This is a genomic window from Kocuria tytonis (genome assembly GCF_003226895.2).
GTDB classification, from domain to species: Bacteria; Actinomycetota; Actinomycetes; order Actinomycetales; family Micrococcaceae; genus Kocuria; species Kocuria tytonis.
Window position 1 is genome coordinate 1,121,706 of the sequence record NZ_PNJG02000001.1, and the last position, 21,564, is coordinate 1,143,269.

At 72.9% G+C, this 21,564-nt stretch carries 21 protein-coding genes and 2 tRNA genes; 9 read left to right on the forward strand and 14 right to left on the reverse strand.

Going from position 1 to position 21,564, the window contains the following annotated elements:
- Window positions 1-99: 99 nt before the first annotated feature.
- The 3 genes from C1C97_RS05010 to ppk2 form a co-directional block, all read right to left on the reverse strand.
- Complete coding sequence (locus tag C1C97_RS05010; protein WP_121030260.1) at window positions 100-1,542, reverse strand: PepSY-associated TM helix domain-containing protein; 1,443 nt, start codon at window positions 1,540-1,542, stop codon at window positions 100-102.
- Window positions 1,543-1,621: 79 nt separating this feature from the next.
- The gene (locus C1C97_RS05015) at window positions 1,622-2,281 is read right to left on the reverse strand and encodes a hypothetical protein (RefSeq protein WP_233542739.1); all 660 of its coding nucleotides are present in this window, start codon (window positions 2,279-2,281) and stop codon (window positions 1,622-1,624) included.
- 33 nt (window positions 2,282-2,314) lie between these two features.
- Window positions 2,315-3,226 (reverse strand): polyphosphate kinase 2, encoded by a 912-nt coding sequence (ppk2, locus tag C1C97_RS05020; RefSeq protein WP_121030262.1) that lies wholly within the window; start codon window positions 3,224-3,226, stop codon window positions 2,315-2,317.
- Between the two features lie 202 nt (window positions 3,227-3,428).
- Here ppk2 and C1C97_RS05025 point away from each other — a divergent pair, with 202 nt between their 5' ends.
- Window positions 3,429-4,460, forward strand: coding sequence for an ATP-dependent 6-phosphofructokinase (locus C1C97_RS05025; protein ID WP_121030264.1), 1,032 nt, complete (start codon window positions 3,429-3,431; stop codon window positions 4,458-4,460).
- 61 nt (window positions 4,461-4,521) lie between these two features.
- Here C1C97_RS05025 and ygfZ read toward each other — a convergent pair whose 3' ends face one another.
- From ygfZ to C1C97_RS05040, 3 genes are all read right to left on the reverse strand, one after another.
- The gene (ygfZ, locus tag C1C97_RS05030) at window positions 4,522-5,745 is read right to left on the reverse strand and encodes a CAF17-like 4Fe-4S cluster assembly/insertion protein YgfZ (protein WP_110920648.1); all 1,224 of its coding nucleotides are present in this window, start codon (window positions 5,743-5,745) and stop codon (window positions 4,522-4,524) included.
- A complete protein-coding gene (locus C1C97_RS05035) occupies window positions 5,742-6,350 on the reverse strand; it encodes a nitrobindin family protein (protein ID WP_110920649.1) in 609 nt (202 codons plus the stop codon). The genes ygfZ and C1C97_RS05035 overlap by 4 nt, the downstream gene beginning before the upstream one ends.
- A 115-nt stretch (window positions 6,351-6,465) precedes the next feature.
- Window positions 6,466-7,074, reverse strand: a complete 609-nt coding sequence (locus tag C1C97_RS05040) for a hypothetical protein (protein WP_121030266.1) — start codon at window positions 7,072-7,074, stop codon at window positions 6,466-6,468.
- A 181-nt stretch (window positions 7,075-7,255) separates the two neighbouring features.
- Between C1C97_RS05040 and C1C97_RS05045 the strand changes: the two genes are divergently transcribed.
- The 7 genes from C1C97_RS05045 (at window position 7,256) to asd (ending at window position 13,012) form a co-directional block, all read left to right on the forward strand.
- A complete protein-coding gene (locus C1C97_RS05045) occupies window positions 7,256-7,945 on the forward strand; it encodes a response regulator transcription factor (protein ID WP_407657246.1) in 690 nt (229 codons plus the stop codon).
- A gap of 50 nt (window positions 7,946-7,995) precedes the next feature.
- A complete protein-coding gene (gene mshD, locus C1C97_RS05050; RefSeq protein ID WP_121030268.1) occupies window positions 7,996-8,907 on the forward strand; it encodes a mycothiol synthase in 912 nt (303 codons plus the stop codon).
- A 77-nt stretch (window positions 8,908-8,984) separates the two neighbouring features.
- Window positions 8,985-9,935 carry an NUDIX hydrolase gene (locus C1C97_RS05055; RefSeq protein WP_121030270.1) on the forward strand — a complete coding sequence of 317 codons (951 nt, stop codon included), beginning with the start codon at window positions 8,985-8,987 and terminating at the stop codon, window positions 9,933-9,935.
- 40 nt (window positions 9,936-9,975) lie between these two features.
- Entirely contained in the window at window positions 9,976-10,797 is an 822-nt protein-coding gene (locus C1C97_RS05060) for a thymidylate synthase (protein ID WP_121030272.1), read from the forward strand.
- Window positions 10,794-11,444 (forward strand): dihydrofolate reductase, encoded by a 651-nt coding sequence (locus C1C97_RS05065; RefSeq protein WP_121030274.1) that lies wholly within the window; start codon window positions 10,794-10,796, stop codon window positions 11,442-11,444. The genes C1C97_RS05060 and C1C97_RS05065 overlap by 4 nt, the downstream gene beginning before the upstream one ends.
- A gap of 38 nt (window positions 11,445-11,482) precedes the next feature.
- On the forward strand, window positions 11,483-11,821 hold the full coding sequence (locus C1C97_RS05070) for a GNAT family N-acetyltransferase (protein WP_110920656.1): 339 nt from the start codon (window positions 11,483-11,485) through the stop codon (window positions 11,819-11,821).
- A 54-nt stretch (window positions 11,822-11,875) separates the two neighbouring features.
- The gene (asd, locus tag C1C97_RS05075) at window positions 11,876-13,012 is read left to right on the forward strand and encodes an aspartate-semialdehyde dehydrogenase (protein ID WP_121030276.1); all 1,137 of its coding nucleotides are present in this window, start codon (window positions 11,876-11,878) and stop codon (window positions 13,010-13,012) included.
- A 139-nt stretch (window positions 13,013-13,151) separates the two neighbouring features.
- Here the strand turns inward: asd and C1C97_RS05080 are convergent, their stop codons facing one another.
- The 8 genes from C1C97_RS05080 to C1C97_RS05115 all read right to left on the reverse strand — a co-directional run bounded on the left by C1C97_RS05080 (window position 13,152) and on the right by C1C97_RS05115 (window position 20,201).
- A complete protein-coding gene (locus C1C97_RS05080) occupies window positions 13,152-13,553 on the reverse strand; it encodes a PGPGW domain-containing protein (protein ID WP_121030278.1) in 402 nt (133 codons plus the stop codon).
- Window positions 13,554-13,567: 14 nt separating this feature from the next.
- Window positions 13,568-14,725: a UDP-N-acetylmuramate dehydrogenase gene (locus tag C1C97_RS05085; RefSeq protein WP_121030280.1), complete on the reverse strand. Its 1,158-nt coding sequence runs from the start codon at window positions 14,723-14,725 to the stop codon at window positions 13,568-13,570.
- A gap of 11 nt (window positions 14,726-14,736) precedes the next feature.
- Complete coding sequence (locus C1C97_RS05090; RefSeq protein WP_110920717.1) at window positions 14,737-15,219, reverse strand: MaoC family dehydratase; 483 nt, start codon at window positions 15,217-15,219, stop codon at window positions 14,737-14,739.
- On the reverse strand, window positions 15,216-15,665 hold the full coding sequence (locus C1C97_RS05095) for an FAS1-like dehydratase domain-containing protein (protein WP_121030282.1): 450 nt from the start codon (window positions 15,663-15,665) through the stop codon (window positions 15,216-15,218). The genes C1C97_RS05090 and C1C97_RS05095 overlap by 4 nt, the downstream gene beginning before the upstream one ends.
- A gap of 163 nt (window positions 15,666-15,828) precedes the next feature.
- Window positions 15,829-15,902, reverse strand: a tRNA-Met gene (locus C1C97_RS05100).
- 53 nt (window positions 15,903-15,955) lie between these two features.
- A tRNA-Thr gene (locus C1C97_RS05105) sits at window positions 15,956-16,027 on the reverse strand.
- Between the two features lie 182 nt (window positions 16,028-16,209).
- Window positions 16,210-18,261, reverse strand: a complete 2,052-nt coding sequence (locus C1C97_RS05110; protein WP_407657247.1) for a DEAD/DEAH box helicase — start codon at window positions 18,259-18,261, stop codon at window positions 16,210-16,212.
- Window positions 18,262-18,416: 155 nt separating this feature from the next.
- Window positions 18,417-20,201: a DUF2079 domain-containing protein gene (locus C1C97_RS05115; RefSeq protein WP_121030284.1), complete on the reverse strand. Its 1,785-nt coding sequence runs from the start codon at window positions 20,199-20,201 to the stop codon at window positions 18,417-18,419.
- Window positions 20,202-20,515: 314 nt separating this feature from the next.
- Between C1C97_RS05115 and C1C97_RS05120 the strand changes: the two genes are divergently transcribed.
- A complete protein-coding gene (locus C1C97_RS05120) occupies window positions 20,516-21,529 on the forward strand; it encodes a DNA-3-methyladenine glycosylase family protein (RefSeq protein ID WP_121030286.1) in 1,014 nt (337 codons plus the stop codon).
- Window positions 21,530-21,564 lie beyond the last annotated feature (35 nt).

Below are 21,564 nucleotides of genomic sequence, written 5' to 3' on the forward strand. Positions count from 1 at the left end.
ACCGGCGGGTGCCGACGGCGCGGGGCCGGGCGGCGGGCGCCCGTCACCCCGGCCACCGGGCCCGGCACCCGCGCGCGGACACGCGGGTGCCGGGTGCCGTCACCGCTGCCGCGAGGGCCCCGGGCGGCGTCGTGAGGCGGCCGAGACCAGGAGGTCCACCGCCAGGAACCCCGCGAGTGAGAGGCCCAGCAGCGGGGCGAACAGCCCCACGACCACGGTCACGAGCACCACGAGCGGCCACGCCCACGGGGGCGTGCTCCGCAGCGCGCCGCGCGGCGGCACGGTCCCGAACGCCACGCCGGTGGCGCGGGTGGGGCGGCGGCGCCACCACATCGCGTAGCCGCTGAGCACCAGGACCACGAGACCCACGGCGAGCAGAACCTGGTTGGGCAGCCCGAACAGCAGACCCATGTGCGCGGCGATCGCCCACTGGGTGAGTTTGGCGGGCAGCCCGAACTCCGAGAACTGCTTCTGGTCCGTGACGTGCAGGTGGGACGGGTCCACCGCCACGCTGTCCACCTGGGTGGGCCAGGAGCGGTCGTTCTCCGCGACCGTCCACGCCGTGCCCTCGGCCGCGGCGGGCCGGATCTCCACGAACTGCGAGTCCAGCCCGGCGTCCCGGGCGGTCGCCAGCACCGCGTCGTAGGAACCGGGTGCGGCGGCCGCCGTGTGGCCCTGGTGGCCGTGGTGCTCGGCGTGCTCGTCGTCGCCCCCGGTGGATCCGGAACCGGGCGCGAGGTCCGTGGCGACCGTGGGCGTGGTCCAGTCCAGCGCGGTGCGCAGCCGGGACACGTTCTCGCCCGCGTAGGTGGACCAGGTCAGGCCCGAGACGGAGAGGAACACGAAACCCAGTGCGAGCCAGACGCCCGCGGTGGTGTGCCACGAACGGGTGCGGCGGAACGCGTTGCCGTCACGGGGCCGGGGCACCAGGGACACCCGGGCGCGGCGGCCGCGGGCGACGCGGCGGCGGTGCAGCACCACGAGCACGAGACCGCTCACCGCCATGACCCCCAGCCACGACGCGGCCAGCTCGCTGTAGATCCGCCCGGGCTCCCCCAGCAGCAGGTCGCGATGGATCCGGTCCACGGTGGTGCGCAGCGGCAGGGCGCCGCTGCTGCCGTAGACGGTCATGTCACCGACCACGCGGCCGGTGCCCGGGTCCACGAAGATCCCCCGGGACTCGGACCGGCCCAGGGCGGGATCCGCGAACATCACGCGGGTGGTCCCGCCCTCGGGCGCGGGCCGGACGGCCACGGGGGCCGCGTCCGTGCCGACGGTCTGCCGGGCCGCCTCGACCTGCCGGTCCACGCTCAGCGGGTGGGCGGACGCGGTGCCCGTGAGCGACTCGGAGTAGACGGCCTGCTCAAGCTGCGGGGTGAACACGTACAGCAGCCCGGACAGGGCCGCGACCAGCAGGAACGGCCCCACGAAGATTCCCGCGTAGAAGTGCAGCCGCCGGAGCAGGGGCAGGAACCAGGCGGTGGAAGGGTGCGAGCCCGTGCGGGCGTGCTCGGACGACGGTGCGTCCAGTGTGGTGGACATGATGAAGTACCTCTCGACGAAGATGGACCGATGCCACCCCGGGGACGGTGCGTACGGGGTGCGATCGGAAGTGAACCGCTCAGCTCGAGAGCGCGGGCGGTCCTCGTCGGGAGATGACGCGCACGGGTGACCACGTGCGCGGGGGCAGCAGATAGGCGCGGGGAACGGGGCGGAGCCTGCGGGAGGGCACGAGCACCGGGCGCAGCAGCTCCACCGCGGTGAAGAACACCTGCACGGCGGCGGCCAGGAGCCGCCACCAGCCGTCCTCGGCGTGGCGGATCAGCACGAACGTCACCGCGGCCGCGGCCACGTGGGCCCAGAGCATGGGGGCGGTGACCGCGGCCCCGCAGTGCAGCCCGGCCGTGAACCCGGGGTCGTGGGCCACGGCCCCGGCCCCCTGCTCGGCCATGCTCTGCACCGCGTGGGCGTGGTGGCCGTGCCCGCGCGCGAGCGTGCCGGGGGCTGCTGCGGCGGAGTGGCCGCCGACGGCGAAGAGCAGGTGGAAGGGGAGCTGGCTCAGCAGCACGGCGAGCCCGGTGCGCACCGCCCCGCGACGGCGCCCGGCCAGCAGGACGCACACCAGCCCGGCGAGGGCGAGCACCAGCCCCAGCAGGAGGGGGTCGGGCGGGGCCGGGTCCATCGCGTAGTGGGAGGTGGCCGCGCAGAGGGTGCAGACGGCGGCGGCCGCCCAGCCGCGGATCAACCGGGCGGGACGGCTCACGGGGGTGCTGCGCTCCACGGGTGGCTGCCTGGGGTCGGGGGCGGGGCGGGGTCAGTCGTCCACGGCGTCACGGCCGCGGCGCACGATCAGCGGGTCCGGCGGGTACACCACGGAGGTGTCCTTGTCCTCGTAGTCGAACTGGTCCAGGAAGAAGCGCATGGCGTTCAGGCGCGCCCGCTTCTTGTCGTTGGACTTGATGGTGATCCACGGGGCGTGGTCCGTGTCCGTGCGGCGGAAGGTCTCCTCCTTGGCCACCGTGTAGTCCTCCCAGCGGTCCAGGGAGGCCAGGTCCATGGGTGAGAGCTTCCACCGGCGCACGGGGTCGATCTGGCGGATCGCGAAGCGCGTGCGCTGCTCGTGCTGGGTCACCGAGAACCAGAACTTGGTCAGGTGGATCCCGGAGTCCACGAGCATCTTCTCGAAGACCGGGGCCTGGAGCATGAAGCTCTCGTACTGCTCGTCCGTGCAGAAGCCCATGACACGCTCCACGTTGCCGCGGTTGTACCAGGAGCGGTCGAACAGCACGATCTCCCCGTTGGTGGGCAGGTGCTGGATGTAGCGCTGGAAGTACCACTGGCCCTGCTCGCGGTCCGAGGGCTTGTTCAGCGCGACCACCCGGGCCGCACGCGGGTTGAGGTGCTCGGTGAAGCGCTTGATGGTGCCGCCCTTGCCGGCGGCGTCACGGCCCTCGAAGACGATCACGTGCTTGAGGTCGTTGTCCTGGCCCCAGTACTGGAACTTCAGCAGCTCGATCTGCAACTGGTACTTCTCGAGCTCGTAGTCCTCGCGGGACATCCGCTCGTCGTACGGGTAGCCCTCGCGCCAGGTCTCCACGGCGCTTCCGCCCGGGTCGATCAGATCGGGATCCGGTGACTGCCCGTCCCGCACCGTGTACCCCTGGTCCACGAGCTTGTCGATGAACTCGCGCAGGTTCTCCCGGGCCGGTTCTTGCTGGGCGGTCATGACGTCCTCCTGATGGCCTGGTGTGGCGAACCACGTGTTCGCTGATCCTGGCCTCGATCTTAGTTCCCCGCACCAACCGCGGGTGAACACCGGCCCCCGGCGTGCCCCCGTGGATTCACCGCCGCCCCACCCGTCCACCGGTGTGCCGTCACTAGGATGGAGTGGCCAGGTACCACGCGAATCACAAGGAGCACTGAAGCACATGCGAATCGGGCTTATGACCAGCGGCGGGGACTGCCCCGGACTCAACGCGGTGATCCGCGGCGCGGTGCTGCACGGCATCAAATCCTTCGGCCACGAGTTCGTGGGCTTCCGGGACGGGTGGCGTGGCGTGGTCGAGGGCGACGTCATGGAACTGCCCCGCCAGAGCGTGCGCGGCCTGGCCCGGCAGGGCGGCACCATCCTGGGCACCTCCCGCACCAACCCGTTCGACGGTCCCCTGGGCGGCCCGGAGAACATCGCGAAGGTCCTGGAGCGCCACGAGATCGACGCCGTGGTGGCCATCGGCGGGGAGGGCACCCTCGCCGGAGCCAAGCGCCTCGCGGACGCCGGACTGCCCGTGGTGGGGGTTCCCAAGACCATCGACAACGATCTGCAGGCCACGGACTACACCTTCGGCTTCGACACCGCCGTCTCGATCGCCACGGACGCCATGGACCGGCTGCGCACCACCGGTGAGTCCCACCACCGCTGCATGGTCGCGGAGGTCATGGGCCGCCACGTGGGCTGGATCGCCCTGCACTCCGGCATGGCGGCGGGCGCCCACGCCATCCTGATCCCCGAGTTCCGGGAGTCCATGGAGCAGGTGTCCCAGTGGGTCCGCGAGGTCCACGACCGCGGCCGCTCCCCCCTGGTGGTCGTGGCCGAGGGGTTCATCCCCGACAACCGTGAACAGGCCATCGCGGGCAAGGGAGTGGAGGCGTCCGGCCGCCCGCGGCTGGGGGGCATCGGCGAGTTCGTCACCCAGGAGATCGAGCAGATCACGGGCATCGAGACCCGCAACACGATCCTGGGGCACATCCAGCGCGGCGGGGCCCCCACCGGATTCGACCGCGTCCTGGCCACGCGCCTGGGCATCGCCGCCGTGAGCATGGCCAACGACCGGCAGTGGGGCAAGATGTGCGCGCTGCGCGGCACGGACGTGGTGCGGGTGGACTTCTCCGCGGCGCTGGACGGGCTCAAGGCCGTTCCGCGCGAGCGCTACGACGAGGCCAAGGAGCTCTTCGGCCGCTGAGCCGCCCGGATGCGACGGAGGGGGCCCCAGGATTCTCCTCGGGCCCCCTCCGCACGGCTGCTCAGAGCCGCGTGCCGCCGCCGCGCGGTCCGCGCATGAGGCCTTCGGCGCGACCCACCACGGAACCGGCGTCCGGGGGGACCACCACGGTCTGGGACGCGGCCCACTGCTCGGACTGCCCGGCATCCGGCGCCGCAGCTCCCGCCGCGGGGTCCTGCTGGGCCCGAGAATCCGGTGCCACGACGTCGCGCACCGTGAGGACCGCGGCGGGATCCACCGAGCGCTTGAGCACGGCCAGGGCGATCGGCCCCGCCTCGTGGTGCAACTGGGCGGCCGTGATGCGACCCACCGTCCTGCCGCCGAGCTCCACGACCGCCCCGGACTCCGGGAGGGTGTGCTGGGAGCCGTCGAGGTCCAGGAAGGTGATCCGACGCGGTGGATGGCCCAGGTTGTGCACGCGGGCCACGGTCTCCTGGCCCTTGTAGCAGCCCTTCGAGAGGTGCACGGCGGTGCGCATCCAGTCGAGTTCGTGCGGGATGGTCTTCTCGTCCGTGTCCACGCCCCACCGGGGGCGCCACGCCTCGATCCGCAGGGCCTCCGCGGCCCACGAGCCGGCAAGGCTGAAGCCGTCGCGCTCCAGGCCGGAGACCACGGTGTCCAGGTGGGCACGGGGCACGAGGTGCTCGCACCAGGCGCGCTGCCCACCCGGGTGCCCGTCCACCGCGGCGTAGGCGTGGCCGCCCGCGGCGACCCCGGGCCACGGGTCGTGCCACACGGGGACGGACGGGGGTGCATCGTGCCCGGGGAGCAGCCCGGCGAGTTCGCCCGAGAGGTCGCGCGTGGCCGCGAGGACGGCCCACTGCTCGCTGACGTCCTGGATCTCCACGCGCAGCGCGAAGCGCATGGCGGTGAGCCAGGCCGCGAGACCGGGGGCCTCGGCGTGCTCGGTGACGAGCCAGGTGGTGGTGCCGTCGTCCAGCACGTGCGGGGCGAACTCAATGCGCCCCTGGACGCTCAGGAAGAGGGTCTCGGTGCTCTCACCGGGGCGCAGTCCGGTCAGCACCTGGGAGGACAGTGTGGTGAGCCAGCTCAACCGGTCCGGTCCGCTCACGGTGAGCACACCGCGCTGGGACTGGTCCACCACGGCCCGGCCGCGGACCAGGGCACGCTGCTCCCGCACGGGATCCCCGTAGTGCGCGGCGACGCCGGCGTCCGGCCCGCTCGCGGCCACGGCACCGTGACGGCGCAGGAGGACGGAGGGGTGCTCGAGCGTGGGGTCCGTCACTTGTGGTCGTCGACCCTGGTCAGCTCGGCGGAGGCGTGGGTGGCCAGCTCGCGCCCCTGGGCGGCCATGTCCCAGGCCCACATGAGGTGGTTGTTCACCAGGCCGTAAAGACGAGTGCCGGACTGGTACTCCTTGGCACCCCGGGCGCGGATCACGGCGTCGGTGCTGAGGTCCACCCGCGGGCCCTTGATCTGCCCGAGGTACAGCTCTGCCACGCCGCCCGGCTGGGCGATGGTCACCGAGATGTCGAAGCCCCCGCTCGCGTTGCGCAGCTGCTCCACGTCCTCGGCGGACTTCAGCACCGGCACGGGGTCCGGGGGCAGCATGCCGGGGCCGATGTCCCCGTCCTCGCGGGGACGGGCGAGTTCCCAGAAACCCTGCTCGTACGTGGCCTCGCGCTGCGGCTCGCCCTCTTCATTGAGGAGCGTGGTCCGCGCGCGGTAGATCACGAAAGGGAGCCCGGTCTGCTCGAACGTGACGCGCTGCCGGAAGGCACGCTGCTCGGCGTCGCCGTAGCCCATAAAGCCGTTGCCCTCCCATGTGCCCAGCAGCCACGCGAAGGGAACGAGTTCGGGAGTCAGATCAGTGGGGATCTCGATGGGCACGAGCTACATCTGCCCCTTGAACAGGCTCAGGACGATCTTCACGGAGATTCCGAGGATGGAGAGGGTGGCAAGACCCAGCAGCGCGAGGTAGAAGATTTCGAGTGCAAGCATGGTTTCACGCTACCACGCGGGCCAGCACCTGGCTCGCGAAAACAGCCACCATTCCGAGCAGCGCCACGGGGGTCACACCGAGGGTGATCATGCCCCGCCGGCGCAGGTGCTCCGGCGCCGCGGAGATCACCCGGGCGCCAGCCACCACGAGGATCACGGTCAGCGGCGCACCCACTCCCGCCACGGTGAGCCACCCGCTCAGACCCTGGTCGTGCGCGACCCGCGAGAAGGCGATCCAGCCGGAGGATGCCACCGCGGCCAGCACCCCCGTGACGGACGCGAGCGAGGACTCCAGGCGGTTCGTGGCACCCTCCCCCCGCACGAGTTCGGCCACGCACACCGCCATGAAGGACACGCCGATGATGGCCGGCAGCCACACCAGCCGCTGCGAGGGGACCAGCTGCACGAGCAGGCACGCCAGGGTCCCCGCCACGGCGATGAGCACGTTGTGCCGCCGACGGGCGTGGATCCCGGCCGCGGCGGGCCACCCCACGCCGATCATCACGGCCATCCCCACGGACACGATCAGCGGCGTCCAGGACCCGATGGCACCCGCGGTGAGCGCAAGGACCAGCGCCACCAGAGCGGCGATGACGATGCGCGCGTACTTCATGTCGGGTTCCTTCGGGCCGGTGCGGGCGAGGACCTGGCAGGTCTCCTGGTTTCAGCGTAACCGCCCGGCGTCGAGGCTCGGGCCAGGGGCCGTCCGCGTCCCCTCCCGCGCACCTATACTGGCCCGGACATGGGCCGGACCCGAGCGGCGTCGGCCCCCACGCGTCCGAGCGGATCCCACCGTGTCCCACATCGCCATGCTCGTCCCCGGCGCCCAGGCCGCGGAGACCGCGCTGCCCGCCCTGGGCCTGCTCTCCCACACGGTGGAGCTGCACCCGCTGGACGACCTCGCCGCCCTCACCGGCCCCCGGCGACCGGACCTCGTGGTCCTGGACGGCACGCGCAACCTCGTGGCCGCACGGAACACGGCCCTGGCGCTCTCCGCCCTCGACCGCCCGGTCCCGGTGCTGCTGAGCGTGACCGAGGGCGGACTCGCGGCCGTGGCGGCGTCGTGGGGCGTGAGCGACGTCGTCCTGGACACCGCGGGACCCGCGGAGGTGGAGGCGCGCGTGCGGCTGGCGGTCGCCGGCCCCCGGCCCACCGCGGGCCAGGCCGACGAGAACGTGATCCGCGCGGGCGCCGTGAGCATCGACGAGAACTCGTACACCGTGAAACTTTCCGGGCGGGCCCTGAACCTCACCTTCAAGGAGTTCGAGCTGCTCAGGTTCCTGGCGCAGCACGTGGGCAGGGTGTTCACCCGGAGCCAGCTGCTGTCCGAGGTGTGGGGCTACGACTACTACGGGGGGACCCGCACGGTGGACGTCCACATCCGCAGGCTGCGCGCCAAACTGGGCTCGGACCACGAGCACCTGATCACCACGGTGCGTAACGTGGGGTACAGCTTCGCGGCGGGCAGGGAACCTCCTGCCTGACGTCCCACCGCACCGTGGGCCAGACCGCTCCACCACCGAGGAGGCATTCCATGTCCGTGACCGTGACCCCGTACGACAGCATCCCATTCCCCGAGGACCTCGAGGCCCTCGCCGCGCGCTCGCAGCGGGCGGACGGCGAGCCGCCGTTCTCGGACCAGACCCTCGTGGACCTGCGCTCCGGCCGCGCGGGCGTCACGTGCGTGCTCGCCACGGACGGCGACGACCTCGTGGGCGCGGCCGTGGTGATGCCCCAGCAGGACGCCGCGTCCACGTTCACCGTGGAGCTCACGGTGGACCCCGGACACCGCGGCAAGGGCGTGGCCACGGCCGTGGCGGGGCAGCTGCGCGCCGCGGTGGACGGCACCGTGGAGGCCTGGGCGCACGGCAACCAGCCGGGTGCCCGGCGGCTCGCCGAGCTGTACGGCCTCACGCCCGTTCGCGACCTGTACCAGTTCAAGCGCGCGGTGGCCGGCGCGCCGGACATGCCCATGCCCGTGCGGCTGCCGGACGGCGTGGCGATCCGCGCGTTCGAGGTGGGCCGGGACGAGCAGGCCTGGCTGCAGGTCAACGCCCGGGCGTTCGCGGAGCATCCCGAGCAGGGGCGGCTCACCCTCACCGATCTGCAGGACCGGGAGAACGCCCCCTGGTTCGACCCCCGCGGTTTCCTCCTGGCCGTCTCCTCCGCGGACCCGGACCGCGTGCTCGGGTTCCACTGGACCAAGGTGCACCCCGCGTCCGGGGACGCCCCCGAGCTGGGAGAGGTGTACGCGGTGGGCGTGGACCCCGAGCAGCAGGGCAGCGGACTCGGGCGCGCACTGACCGCCGCGGGCATCAACCACCTCGCGGACGCGGGGCCGGCCGAGGTCATGCTCTACGTGGACGCGGACAACACCGCCGCCGTGGCGCTGTACGAGTCCCTCGGCTTCGAGCGCTGGCACGTGGACGTCATGTACCGCGGCTGAGCCCCGTTACCATCGTTACCGGATTCCCCGCCCTCCACTCGGGCGGGGCACGAGCTTCTGAGCACGGAGAGCAGAGCATGGCGAAGAACACCACCCTGAGCAAGTACGACATCCTCGCCGCGGGGTGCCTCTGCTGGCGGGTGCTCGACGGCGAGCTCCAGGTGCTGGTCATCCACCGTCCCCGCTACGACGACTGGTCCTGGCCCAAGGGCAAGCAGGACGACGGCGAGACCCTGCCCGAGACCGCCGTGCGCGAGCTGCGGGAGGAGACGGGCCTGCGCATCACCCTGGGGGTGCCCCTCGGGGACTCGGAGTACCAGGTCCGCGGTCACGACAAGCTGGTGCGGTACTGGGCCGCGGAGGTCTCACCGTTCGCCCCGGCGGCGCCGGAGGACGACGAGGTGGACCGGATGCTGTGGCTCCCCGTTCCCGAGGCCCGGGAGCTGCTGACCAACACGGACGACCGCGCCCCCCTGGACGAGCTCTCCCGGCTGCACTCCCGGGGGTCCCTGGCCACCCGCCCGGTGATCGTGATCCGCCACGCCAAGGCCAAACCGCGTTCGTCCTGGCAGCGCGCCGAGGGGGACCGCCCCCTGGCCGCCACGGGCAAGCGGCAGGCCCTGGCGGTCACGCGGCTGCTCGCCGCGTGGCAGCCCCAGCGGGTCGTCACCTCCCCGTGGCTGCGCTGCATGTCCACCGTGGTGCCGTACGCCAAGAAGTACAACGCGAAGGTCAAGGAGCGCCCGCAGCTCACGGAGGCCACCCACAAGCGCCACCCCAAGCGGGCCGCGCAGGTCACCGAGCAGCTCTTCGACACGGAGCGGTCCGTGGTGCTGTGCACCCACCGGCCCGTGCTGCCCACGGTGCTGAAGGTGCTGGCCCGGCACATGCCCGCGGCCATGGCCGCGGAGCTGCCGGACTCCGATCCCTACCTCAGCCCCGGCCAGATGATCGTGCTGCACATGCCGCGCGGCTCCCGCCGCTCCCCCGCGGTGGGATTCGAGATCATCTCCCCGTTCGACGACTGACGCGACACAGGCGCGCGAGCGGCGTCGTGAGAGGAAACCCATGACCAGCATCCCCACCCCGTACGAGGACCTCCTGCGGGACGTCCTCGAGCACGGGACCGCCCGGACGGACCGCACCGGCACCGGGACCCTGTCCGTGTTCGGGCGCCAGATCCGCTACGACCTCGGCGGGTCCTTCCCGCTGCTGACCACCAAGCGCGTGCACTTCCGCTCGGTGGCGCTGGAGCTGCTGTGGTTCCTGTCCGGCTCCTCCAACGTGCGCTGGCTGCAGGAGCGCGGCGTGAGCATCTGGGACGAGTGGGCGGACGAGAACGGGGACCTGGGCCCCGTGTACGGCGTGCAGTGGCGCAGCTGGCCCGCCGGGCACGGGGAGACGATCGACCAGATCGCGCGCGTGGTGGAGTCCATCCGCACCACCCCGGACTCCCGCCGGCACATCGTCACCGCGTGGAACCCGGCGGAGGTGGACCGGATGGCGCTGCCGCCGTGCCACGCGCTGTTCCAGTTCTACGTGCAGCCGCGCGCGGACGGACCCGACGCCCTGAGCTGCCAGCTCTACCAGCGTTCGGCGGACCTGTTCCTGGGGGTGCCGTTCAACATCGCCTCCTACGCGCTGCTCACCGTGATGGTGGCCCAGCAGTGCGACCTGGTCCCGGGCGAGTTCGTCTGGACGGGCGGGGACTGCCACATCTACGCCAACCACCTGGAGCAGGTGCGCACGCAGCTCGCGCGCGAGCCCCACCCCTACCCCACGTTGCGGCTCACGCGGCGCCCGGAGACGATCTTCGACTACGAGTACGAGGACTTCGCCGTGGACGACTACCGGCACCACCCCGGCATCAAGGCCCCGGTGGCGGTGTGAGCGCGCACCGTTCAGCGGCCGACGCCGCCGCTTCGCCCGGTCCCCGCGCCACGCCCGCGCCCGCGCCCGGGAGGGCTGCGAGCGACGTCGTCGTGGGGGCCATCTGGGCGCAGACGCCCGCCGGGGTGATCGGCGTGGACGGCGCCCTTCCGTGGCACCTGAGCGAGGACCTGAAGTTCTTCGCGCGCACCACGATCGGCCACCCCGCGATCATGGGGCGGCGCACGTGGGAGTCGTTCCCCGAGAAGGTGCGCCCGCTGCCCGGGCGCCCGAACATCGTGATCACGTCCCGCCCGGAGTCCGTGCCCGCGGACGGCGAGCGCGTGTGGGCCGTGGGCTCCTACGCCGAGGCGCTGGACGTTGCACTGGGGCTGATCGCCCGCGCCGAAGGGGCGCCCGCCGACTCGCACCCCGCGCGGGAGGTCTGGGTGCTCGGCGGTCCGGGGGTGTGGCGGGAGGCGGCCGCCCACCCGCGCGTGCCGCTCTCCCGCGTGCTCGTGACCACCGTGGAGCTGGACGTCCCCGGGGACACCCACGCGCCCCGCCTGGGGGCCGCGTGGTCCCGCCGCACGGTCCAGGACTGGGCGGTGGCCGGCAACGGCACCCGGTTCCGGATCGACGAGCACACGCGCCCCGCCCTGCAATGATGGGGGCTCCCACACGGATCGAGCTGGAGGACCCCGCCATGACGCACGACACCACCCCGCGCACCGACCCCGAGCTGCGGGTGGTCCCCAATCCCGAAGGATCGCGCTTCGAGCTGTGGCGCGGGGAGCAGCACATCGGCTTCCTGGGCGTGGCGGTGCTCCCGGACGGCACGGTGGACCTGCAGCACACCGTGGTCCACGAGGCCTTCGGCGGCAAGGGGTACGCCCGCGTGCTCGTGACCCGCGTGCTGGAGCACTACCGCGAGCGCGGCACCCGGGTGCACGCGACGTGCAGCTACGTCCGGGACTTCATGGACCGGTTCCCCGCCTACCGGGACGTGCTGGCCTCCCCGTCCTCCCCGCAGCAGGGGGACTGAGCGCGGCGCCTCGCCCCGGGGGCCGGGGCGGCGGCCGTCGGTAGACTGACGGGCATGACTTCACACCCCGCCGCCGTAGGTTTCATCGGTTGGCGCGGCATGGTGGGTTCCGTGCTCATGGACCGCCTGCGCGCCGAGAACGACTTCACCGGGTTGGAGCCGGTCTTCTTCTCCACGTCCGACGCCGGGGGCGCGGCCCCCGCGGTCGAGGGTCTTGGCGACACCGGGACGCTGCAGGACGCCTACGACCTCGAGGCGCTCGCCAAGCTGCCCGTCCTGGTGACCACGCAGGGCGGGGACTACACCACGGCCGTCCACGGGAAGCTGCGCGCCGGCGGCTGGGACGGCATCTGGATCGACGCCGCCTCCACCCTGCGCATGTCCGACGACGCCGTGATCGTGCTGGACCCCGTCAACCGCGACGTCATCGACGCCGCCCTGGACCGCGGCGTGAAGGACTTCGTGGGCGGCAACTGCACCGTCTCCTGCATGCTCATGGGCCTGGGCGGGCTGTTCCGCAACGACCTCGTGGAGTGGGCCACGTCCATGACGTACCAGGCGGCCTCCGGCGGCGGCGCCCGCCACATGCGCGAGGTGCTCCGCCAGTTCGGGGACCTCAACGCCTCCGTGGCACGGGAGCTGGCGGATCCGGCGTCCGCGATCCTGGAGATCGACCGCGCGGTGCTCGCGAGGCAGCGCGGCGGGGAGCTCGACACCGCGCAGTTCGGCGTGCCGCTGGCCGGTTCCCTGATCCCCTGGATCGACGCCGACCTGGGCGACGGCCGGTCCCGGGAGGAGTGGAAGGCCCAGGCGGAGACCAACAAGATCCTGGGCCGTTCCGGTGCGGACACCGTCCCCGTGGACGGGCTGTGCGTGCGGATCGCGGCCATGCGCTCCCACTCGCAGGCCCTGACCCTCAAGCTGCGGGAGGAGATCCCCGTGGCGGAGATCGAGCGGCTGCTGGACGCGGACAACGAGTGGGCCACCGTGGTGCCCAACACCAAGGAGGACTCCGTGCGGGACCTCACGCCGGTCGCGGCCTCCGGCTCCCTGCAGATCCCGGTGGGACGCATCCGTCCCCTGTCCATGGGCCCGCAGTACGTCTCCGCGTTCACCGTGGGTGACCAGCTGCTGTGGGGTGCCGCGGAACCCGTGCGCCGCATGCTCAAGATCGCCCTGGGAGCGCTCTGAGCGGTGCCCTGCGCACCGGGCGCCCCGTTCCCGGGATCTGCGCACCCCGCTCGGGACGGTGGTCCGGCGGCACACCACCGTGCGCCGCCGTCGTGGGACCCTGGCGCGGCGTGAGTCCGCTTTGGGGGCCGTGACGCGGCTAGTCCGCGGCAGGTGCCGCACGCATGTGCCGCGGCCCCTGGCGCCATGCGTGGGGCTTCTCGCGGGCCCGCCGGTAGCGCCGCTGCGCCATCAGGTTGGACCACCACCGCCAGACCCGTAGCGCCGCCCGCTTGATGCGCAGGTTCAGCCGGTGCGCCCACTCGAACTCGGTGCTCCACACGCCGAGCCCCAGGAAGATGAACACCCATCCCGGCCCCGGGGTGACGAGCATGATCAGACCCGCCAGCGCGAGGACACCGCCGAGAACGACCACCACGGCCTTGTGGAGGAACCGCAGCACGGGGTGCCGCTCGGACCACGCGCGCAGTCGCAGCACGGCGGCATGCACGCGGCCGCCGCTCTCACCGCGCTCGATCTCCTCGTGGAACTCGGAACCCATGGCTGCCGGGAGGGTCAGAGGCTCAGCCCGAGCAGGACCGGCTCCGGTTCCAGCCGGACCCCGAATACCTGCTCGACACCGCGCTGGACCGTGCGGGCCACGGCCGCGACGTCCTCGCCCGTGGCGTCGCCCCGGTTGGTCATGGCAAGGGTGTGCTTGGCGGACAGGGATGCCCGGCCGTCCGCCACGGCGACCCCCTCCAGGTCCAGCAGCTCGTTGCGAGTGCCCGGCAGCCCGAAGCCCTTGCCGAACCCGGCGTGGTCGATGAGCCACGCCGCGGAGAACTTCACCGCGCCGTCCACGGTGTGCCCGCGCGCATCCAGGACGGGGTAGCGGGGGGCGTCCCCGGGGATGCGGTCGGTGAGCTCGAGCTCGGGCACCACGGGATTGGTGAAGAAGGACCCCGTGCTGAACGTGTCGCGGTCCGCCGGGTCCAGCACCATGCCCTTGCTCCCCCGCAGCCGCAGCACCGTGTCCCGCACGACGGCCAGCGGTGCGCGCTGCCCCACCTCGACCCCCAGTGCCGCGGCGAGCTGGGCGTAGCGGATGGGAATGGAGTCCTCGCGGGGCTCCAGGTGGAAGGTCACGGCGAGCACCACGTAGCGGGGCGAACCGTCGGTCATGCTGCGCTTGAGCAGCGAGTCCCGGTAGGAGAACTCCAGTTCCTCGAACGTGAAGGTGCGCTCTTGCCCCTCCGTGCGGTCCCACACCCGCACCCGCGTGATGGTCTGGGAGACCTCCGCGCCGTACGCACCCACGTTCTGCACCGGAGTCGCCCCCGTGGTCCCGGGGATCCCGGAGAGCGTCTCCAGGCCGGCGAGGCCGCGCTCCACGGTCTCGCGCACGAGCTCGTCCCACGGGTGCCCGGCGGCCACGTCCACGACCACGTGCCCGCCGCGGCCACCGCGTGCACCGTCCGGGGCCTCGGCCGGGTCCTCCGACCCGCCGGAGACCGTGATTCCCCGGGTGGCCACGTGCACCACGGTCCCCTCGAACGGGCGCTCCGAGGCCAGGATGTTGGAGCCGCCGCCCACGACCAGGACGCGTTCGCCCGCGCGGTCCGCCGCGGCCACGGCCGCCACGAGTTCCGCGTCGGTGGTGGCCGCCACGTAGCGCCTGGCGGGACCGCCCACGGCCGTGGTCGTGAGCTCGGAGAGGCGGGGTGCGTTCATGGTGACCAATCCTAGTGGGGGAACCCCACCACGGCCTGCGCCTTGACCAGCACCTTGAGGGCCTTGGCGGTGGCGGGATCCGCGTCCGGTTCCGTGAGGTCCGGGGCGGTGACCGTGAGATCCACCCGGACCGTGCGGGCGTCCGGGTCCACGGCACCGATGACGCCGCTCACTGTGAGCGTCGTGCTCGGTTCCACACGGGCGTCGTACGCGTTCGGGACCACCACGGGCTTCGTGAAGCGGGTCTGGTAGTCCACCACGGCCCCGGGATCACCGGCCCACTCGGTCACCAGGGACACCGCGGCGCCCATGGTGAACATGCCGTGGGCGATCACGTCGGGAAGCCCCACGGACCGTGCGAACTCCCGGTTCCAGTGGATGGGGTTCATGTCGCCGGAGGCCCCCGCGTAGGCCACGAGGTCCGCCCGGGACACCGCCACCCGGCGCTCCCCGATCCGCTGGCCCTTCTCGAGGCTCTCGAAGTCCACGTTCACTGCTCCTCCCCCCGCACCAGCAGCGACGACACGGTGGTCGCCACCTTCTCCCCCGCCACCGTGGTGATCTCCACGCGCGAGGTGACCATGGCCCCCGACCCGAGGGGACGCACCGCGTCCACCGTCACGGCCGCGGTGAGCTCGTCCCCCGCCACGATCGGGCGGTGGTGCGTGAAGCGCTGGTCCGCGTGGACCACGCGCGAGAAGTCGATGCCCGCCGCGGGATCGTTCACGAGTGCCGCGTCCGCGCGCTGGGACACGACGACCGCGAAGGTGGGCGGCGCCACGAGGTCCGTGTAGCCCGCGGCACGGGCCGAGGCGACGTCGTGGTGGGCGGGGTCCGCGGCCTTGACGGCGGCGGCGAACTCGCGGATCTTCTCTCGCCCCACCAGGTACGGGGGGATGGACGGGTAGGTGGTGCCCACCACGTCTTGGGATACGGCCATGGTCTCCTCGTTTCGACGGACGGCTGTGCGCCCAGCCTATCGGCCCCTCGCCAGCCCCGGGCCGACGACGCCGCGTGGCCGCCGCAGCGCGCACGCGCGCGTTCCGCACCGAGGCCGAGCACGGAAAAGGCGCCGCTCCCCGAGGGGAACGGCGCCTGAACGGTAGCGGTGGACGGGCTCGATCCGTCGACCTCACGATTATGAGTCGTGCGCTCTAACCAGCTGAGCTACACCGCCACGTCATGGGTGGATCGGACGGATCACGAGGATCCGTGAGTTCTCACCATGAGAGCCCCGACCGGGAATCGATCCCGGGACCTCCATCTTACCAAGATGGCGCTCTACCACTGAGCTATCGGGGCAACGCGGAACACTCTAACAGCATCGTCGCGCGTTGCACAAAACGGCCCGGACCCCTCGAACACCCGGTCGAAGCACCCCGGAAACGGGTCCCGCTCCCCCCTGCGCAACGAACCCGGAACGGCGACGGCCCCTCGCTCCGCGGGGAGCGAGGGGCCGTGGCCGTGAACCGGGTCAGCCGGGATCAGCGGCCGGAGTAACCGTCCGAGTAGCCGTTGTTCCTGGGGTAGCCCTTCTTGCGCGGGCGGTCCTGGTAGGAGGACCCACCGCCGCGCGGCCGCCCACCACCGCGGTCGTCGCGGTACCCGCGGCGGTCGTCGCGGTACCCACCGCGGTCACCGCGGTCGTCGTAGCCCCCGCGGTCTGCCCGGTAGCCGCCACGGTCGTTGCGGGGTCCGCGGTCCCGGTCGCCGCCGCGGAAGCGGTTGCCCCCGCCGCTGCGCGCACCGCCGGGCCCGCGGTCCTCCTGGATCCGGATGGGCGCGCCGTTGATCTGGGTGCTGGACAGCTTGTCCAGGGTGCCCGCGGGCAGGTTCTCGGGCAGACCCACCAGGGTGAACGTGGGGCGGATGTCGATCGCCCCGATCTGCGAGCCGTTGAGCCCGCCCTCGTGCGTGAGCGCACCCACCACGGCACCGGGAACCACGCGGTCGCGGTGGCCCACGGCCAGCTTGTAGGTCCGCATGCCGGCCTCGTCGCCCGGGGAGCGGCGGCTGCGGGGGCCGTCCCCGTCCTTGCGCTCGCGGTCGCGCTTGCGCTGGGGCACGTCCGGGAGGTCCTCCACGAGGAAGGGGCGGCCGTTCTGCGCGATCACGGCCAGGGCGGCGGCGATCTCCACGGCGTCCACGTCGTGCTCGGCCTCGTAGCGCTCCACCAGCTCGCGGAACAGCCCGAGGTCCTCGGACTCGATGGTCTCCTCGATCTGCTGCGCGAAGTTGTCCTTGCGGGTCTGGTTGACCTCGTCCGTGGAGGGCACGCGCATCTGCTCCACGGGCTGGCGGGTGGCCTTCTCGATGGCGCGCAGCAGGTACTTCTCGCGCGGCGTCATGAAGAGGATGGCCTCACCCTTGCGACCGGCGCGGCCCGTGCGGCCGATGCGGTGCACGTAGGACTCGGTGTCGTGGGGGATGTCGTAGTTGACCACCAGGGAGATCCGCTCCACGTCCAGACCGCGGGCGGCCACGTCCGTGGCCACGAGGATGTCGATCTTGCCCTCGCGCAGGGAGTCCACGGTGCGCTCGCGCAGGTTCTGGGGGATGTCGCCGTTGATCGCGGCGGCGGTGTAGCCGCGGGCCTTGAGCTTGTCCGCGATCTCCTCGGTGGCGGCCTTGGTGCGCACGAAGACGATCACGCCGTCGTAGTCCTCCACCTCGAGCACGCGGGTCATGGCGTCCAGCTTGTGGGGGCCCATGACCTGCATGTAGCGCTGGCGGGTGTTGGTGCCCGTGGTGGTCTTGGCCTTGACCGTGATCTCCTGCGGGTCCCGCAGGTACTGCTGGGCGATCCGGCGGATGGCCTTGGGCATGGTGGCGGAGAACAGGGCCACCTGCTTCTCGGTGGGGGTCTGGGACAGGATCTTCTCCACGTCCTCGGAGAAGCCCATGCGCAGCATCTCGTCCGCCTCGTCCAGCACCACGTAGGCGATGTCGTCCAGCTTGAGGGATCCCTTGGACAGGTGGTCGATCACGCGCCCGGGGGTGCCCACGACCACCTGCGCACCGCGCTTGAGTCCGGCCAGCTGCGGGCCGTAGGAGGAGCCGCCGTACACGGGCAGCACGGTGAAGTCCTCCAGGTGGGTGGCGTAGGAGCCGAAGGCCTCCGCCACTTGCAGGGCCAGCTCACGGGTGGGGGCCAGCACGAGCACGCGAGTGGTGCGCTGGGGACCGTGCAGGTCCGAGAGCTCCGCGAGCTTGGACAGCGCCGGGACCGCGAAGGCCGCGGTCTTGCCGGTGCCGGTCTGGGCCAGGCCCACGACGTCGCGGCCGCTGAGCAGCGCGGGGATCGTGGCGGCCTGGATGGGCGAGGGGTACTCGTAGCCCACCTCGTCGAGCGCGGCCAGCACGCGGCCGTCCACGCCGAGCTCGGCGAACGTGGGAGGAGTGGGTTCGGACGTCTCGTCCGCGGCGGGAGCGGCGGGGCGCTCGGACTCGTTCGCGGTCTCGACCTCGTGGGTCACGGGAGCCGCGGTGGGATCGCCCTCGGGGGCGGAGTGCTCAGGGGTGGATTCAGTGGGCACGGAAGAACCTCGCTTCGGTGGAATGAGTGACTGGCACCGGTGCGCGCGGTACTACCGCTGAAGTCCAGGACCGACATGCCGCTGACGGCGAAACGGTGGCGAAGGACGAGAAACCGGGATGATGAGCACCCAGTCTAGCGCACCGTAGCCCACGATCAGGACCGCAACCGCGCCACCACGATGTTCTGCTCGTCACTCACCACGGTGTACTCGCGGCCGTAGACGTCCCGCGCGTAGTCCGCCACGTCCTGCGGGGGCGCGTCCCCCCACGTGCCGCTGGAGCGGTCCACGACGACGTACTCGGGCGCAGGATCACCCGTGCTGCCGATCCAGTGCACCCGGGCGCGGCTCACCAGGGCGTTCATGAGGGACAGGTCCGAGGCCACGCTGGCCCCGCGGGGCACCTCCGCCACGGCGGCGGCCTTCGCGGCGTGCCGCGGATCCTGCTGCCACGCGGACGCGCCGGCCAGCTGGGCCAGGGGCAGCTGGGCGCTCAGCAGCAGTCCCACGAGCAGCGCCGCCCAGGGAGCGGCCGCGGCCATGGCCCGCAGCACCGTGGCCTCCGTGCCGGGAGACCTCCCCGGGGACCACGCCGTCGCGGGGTCTTCCTCGCGAGCCGCGGCGTCCCGGTCGAGCCCGCCGGCCGGATCCCGACCGCCGCGGCCCGCGTCCCAGCGCCACCCGGCACGCGCGGCGTCACCGCGCAGCCGCGCGACCGCGTCCACCAGGGCCACGAAGAGCACGGGCATCAGAACGGCGCTGTAGTGCCAGCCGGGACCCCAGTACCCGTCGTTGGGCGAGAGCATGCGCCACACCAGGGTGGGCAGCGCCGCGAGCGCGATCGGCGAGCGCACGGCCACCACCGCCCCGCTCAGCAGCAGCAGCGACCACGTCACGAGCTTCCGTGCCGGGACCACCTGCAGGATCACCGCGCTCGCCGGGTCCCGGAGCAGACCGGCCACGTCCAGCTTGTCCGCGTACGCGAACTCCCCCGAGGGGTTCAGCGCCGGCAGGATCACGCCCACCGCGAGCGCGGACACCAGCACACCCCACACCACGAGCACCGCCCCGCACAGCAGCGCCGGGTCCCGCAGCACCTTCCCGGGGTGCCGCCGCCGGGGCCCCCGTCCCGCGTCCCGAGCGGTCCCCCGGGGCGACGACGCCGCCGCCGCGCTCCCCGGGGCACGCTCACCGGGTGAGCGGGGCGGGGGCGAGAGGAAGCCGGCCCAGCGACGTCGCACGGCGGGGAGGCCGCGGTGCAGACCGGGACGCGCCGCGTGGCCGAGCGCCAGGGCGCCGATCGCGGCCACCGTGATCCCGAGGTCCTCCTTGACGAGTGCGACCGGTGCGCTCCACAGGGCGGCGGCGACCCAGCGCCGTTCCCGGAGCGCGCAGAGGCCCGCGGCGAGCAGCGGGACCGCCAGTGCGATCTCGTGGAACTGCACCGCCACCGCGTTCTGCAGTCCGAAGCTCAGGGCGTAGGCCGCTCCGAGGGCCAGCGCGGGGGCCGGATGCAGCACCCGTGCCGCGCACCGCGTGACCACGGCCGCGGAGATCCCGAACAGCACGTCCTGGGCGAGCATCGGGGTGAGGGCGGAGGGGAACACCCGGTACAGCGGGGCCAGCACGATCAGCAGGGGGTGGAAGTGGTCCCCCAGCAGGTCGAACCCGTGCCCCTTGAGGTCCACCACGGGTCCGCGGCCGGATGCGTAGGAGGAGAGCAGCTGGGTGAAGATCGCGTTGTCCCACGAGGGCACGTCCCAGCGGATCCACTGGCTCCACGAGAGCGCGCAGTACAGCGCGGTGGCGAGCGAACCCACGAGCACCGGGAGCAACCGCGCCCCGCGTGCGTGCGCCCAGGCCCGGGAGCGGGAACGGACCGGAGCGGCGGGGGATCCACCCGCGGCGGGGGTGTCGGGGCCCGAGGGGTGGTGCGTCACCGGTCCTCCGTCCGCGGTCGAGGGGTGTGCGTCGTGGTGCGCGGTCGTGCTGGGCGGGGCCCTGCCGGTCCGGGGCGCGGGGCCGGACGGTCGTCACGGCACCGCACGGTGGCCGGGCCGCGGACGGCTGCGGGGGACCCGCCGCCGATCGGGAGCGACGAACCGAACGGCACGCTGGCACCCGGGGCACCCGGGGTATCCGGGGTATCCGGGGTATCCGGGGTATCCGGGCGGAGGTGAGCCGCCTCACGGCGCCCGGTGGCAGGATACCCCGGCCCGCCCCGCGTGTCGGAGCCCCGTGACAGCATCACCGCATGACCACGGAGGTGCGGACGGCGCGGCAGGGGGGCGGAGCACGTCCGTGCGCGGCCGCGGAGCCCGCCCGGTTGCGCTGGACACCGTCCGGCCCCCTCCATCTCGGGCAGACGCTGCGCGTGCTCGGTCGCGGGGGCGAGGACCCCACGCTGCGGGTCCTCGGCGAGGACTGCGTCTGGCTCACCACCCGGTGCCGCGGGCTGCCCGTGAGCGCGCGGTTCTCCCGCGCACCGCTGGAGCCGGGGGCGAACCCGCTCGAGCGGGACGTGCTCGTGGCGGCCTGGGGCCCCGGAGCGCGGCAGTGGCTGCCCTCCGCCCCCCGGTGGGTGGGCGAGGCGGACACGTGGCACGAGTTCGAGTCCTCCCCCGCGTTCGAGCAGCTGCCGCACGCACTGCGGCGGGCACGGCACACGCACCCGGGCATGCGGTTGACCGCCACGGGTGCGGTGCTGGACCGCGCCGTCGTGGCGATCCTGGAGCAGCGGGTGACCGCGCTCGAGGCCGTGCGGGCCCACCGCGCCCTGCTGCGGTGGATCGCCGAGCCCGCGCCCGGCCCCGCCCCGCACGGGATGCGAGTGCCACCCACCGCGGAGCAGTGGCGGCGGGTGCCGTCCTGGCGGTGGCACCGCGCGGGCGTGGACCCGGCGCGGTCGGCGACCGTGATGCGCACGGTGCACCGGGCCCCCGCCCTCGAACGCCTCGCACTCGACCCGGATCCGGCGCGGGTCCGCGCCGCACTGCAGTCCATCGGCGGGATCGGGCCGTGGACCGCCGCGGAGATCACGCAGTGCACCCACGGGGACCCGGACGGGGTGAGCGTCTTCGACTACCACCTGGCGGACCACGTGTGCTGGTTCTTCGACGGCGCCCCGGGCTCCGATGAGCGCATGCTCGAGCTGCTCGAGCCGTGGCGTGGTCACCGCCAGCGCGTGGTGCGGCTCCTCATGGCCAGCGGCCACCGCAAACCCTCGTTCGGACCGCGGCTCAGCCCGCAGGACCACCGCCACCACTGACCGGCCGGCAACCGCCTCCGCGCGCCACCCCGCGG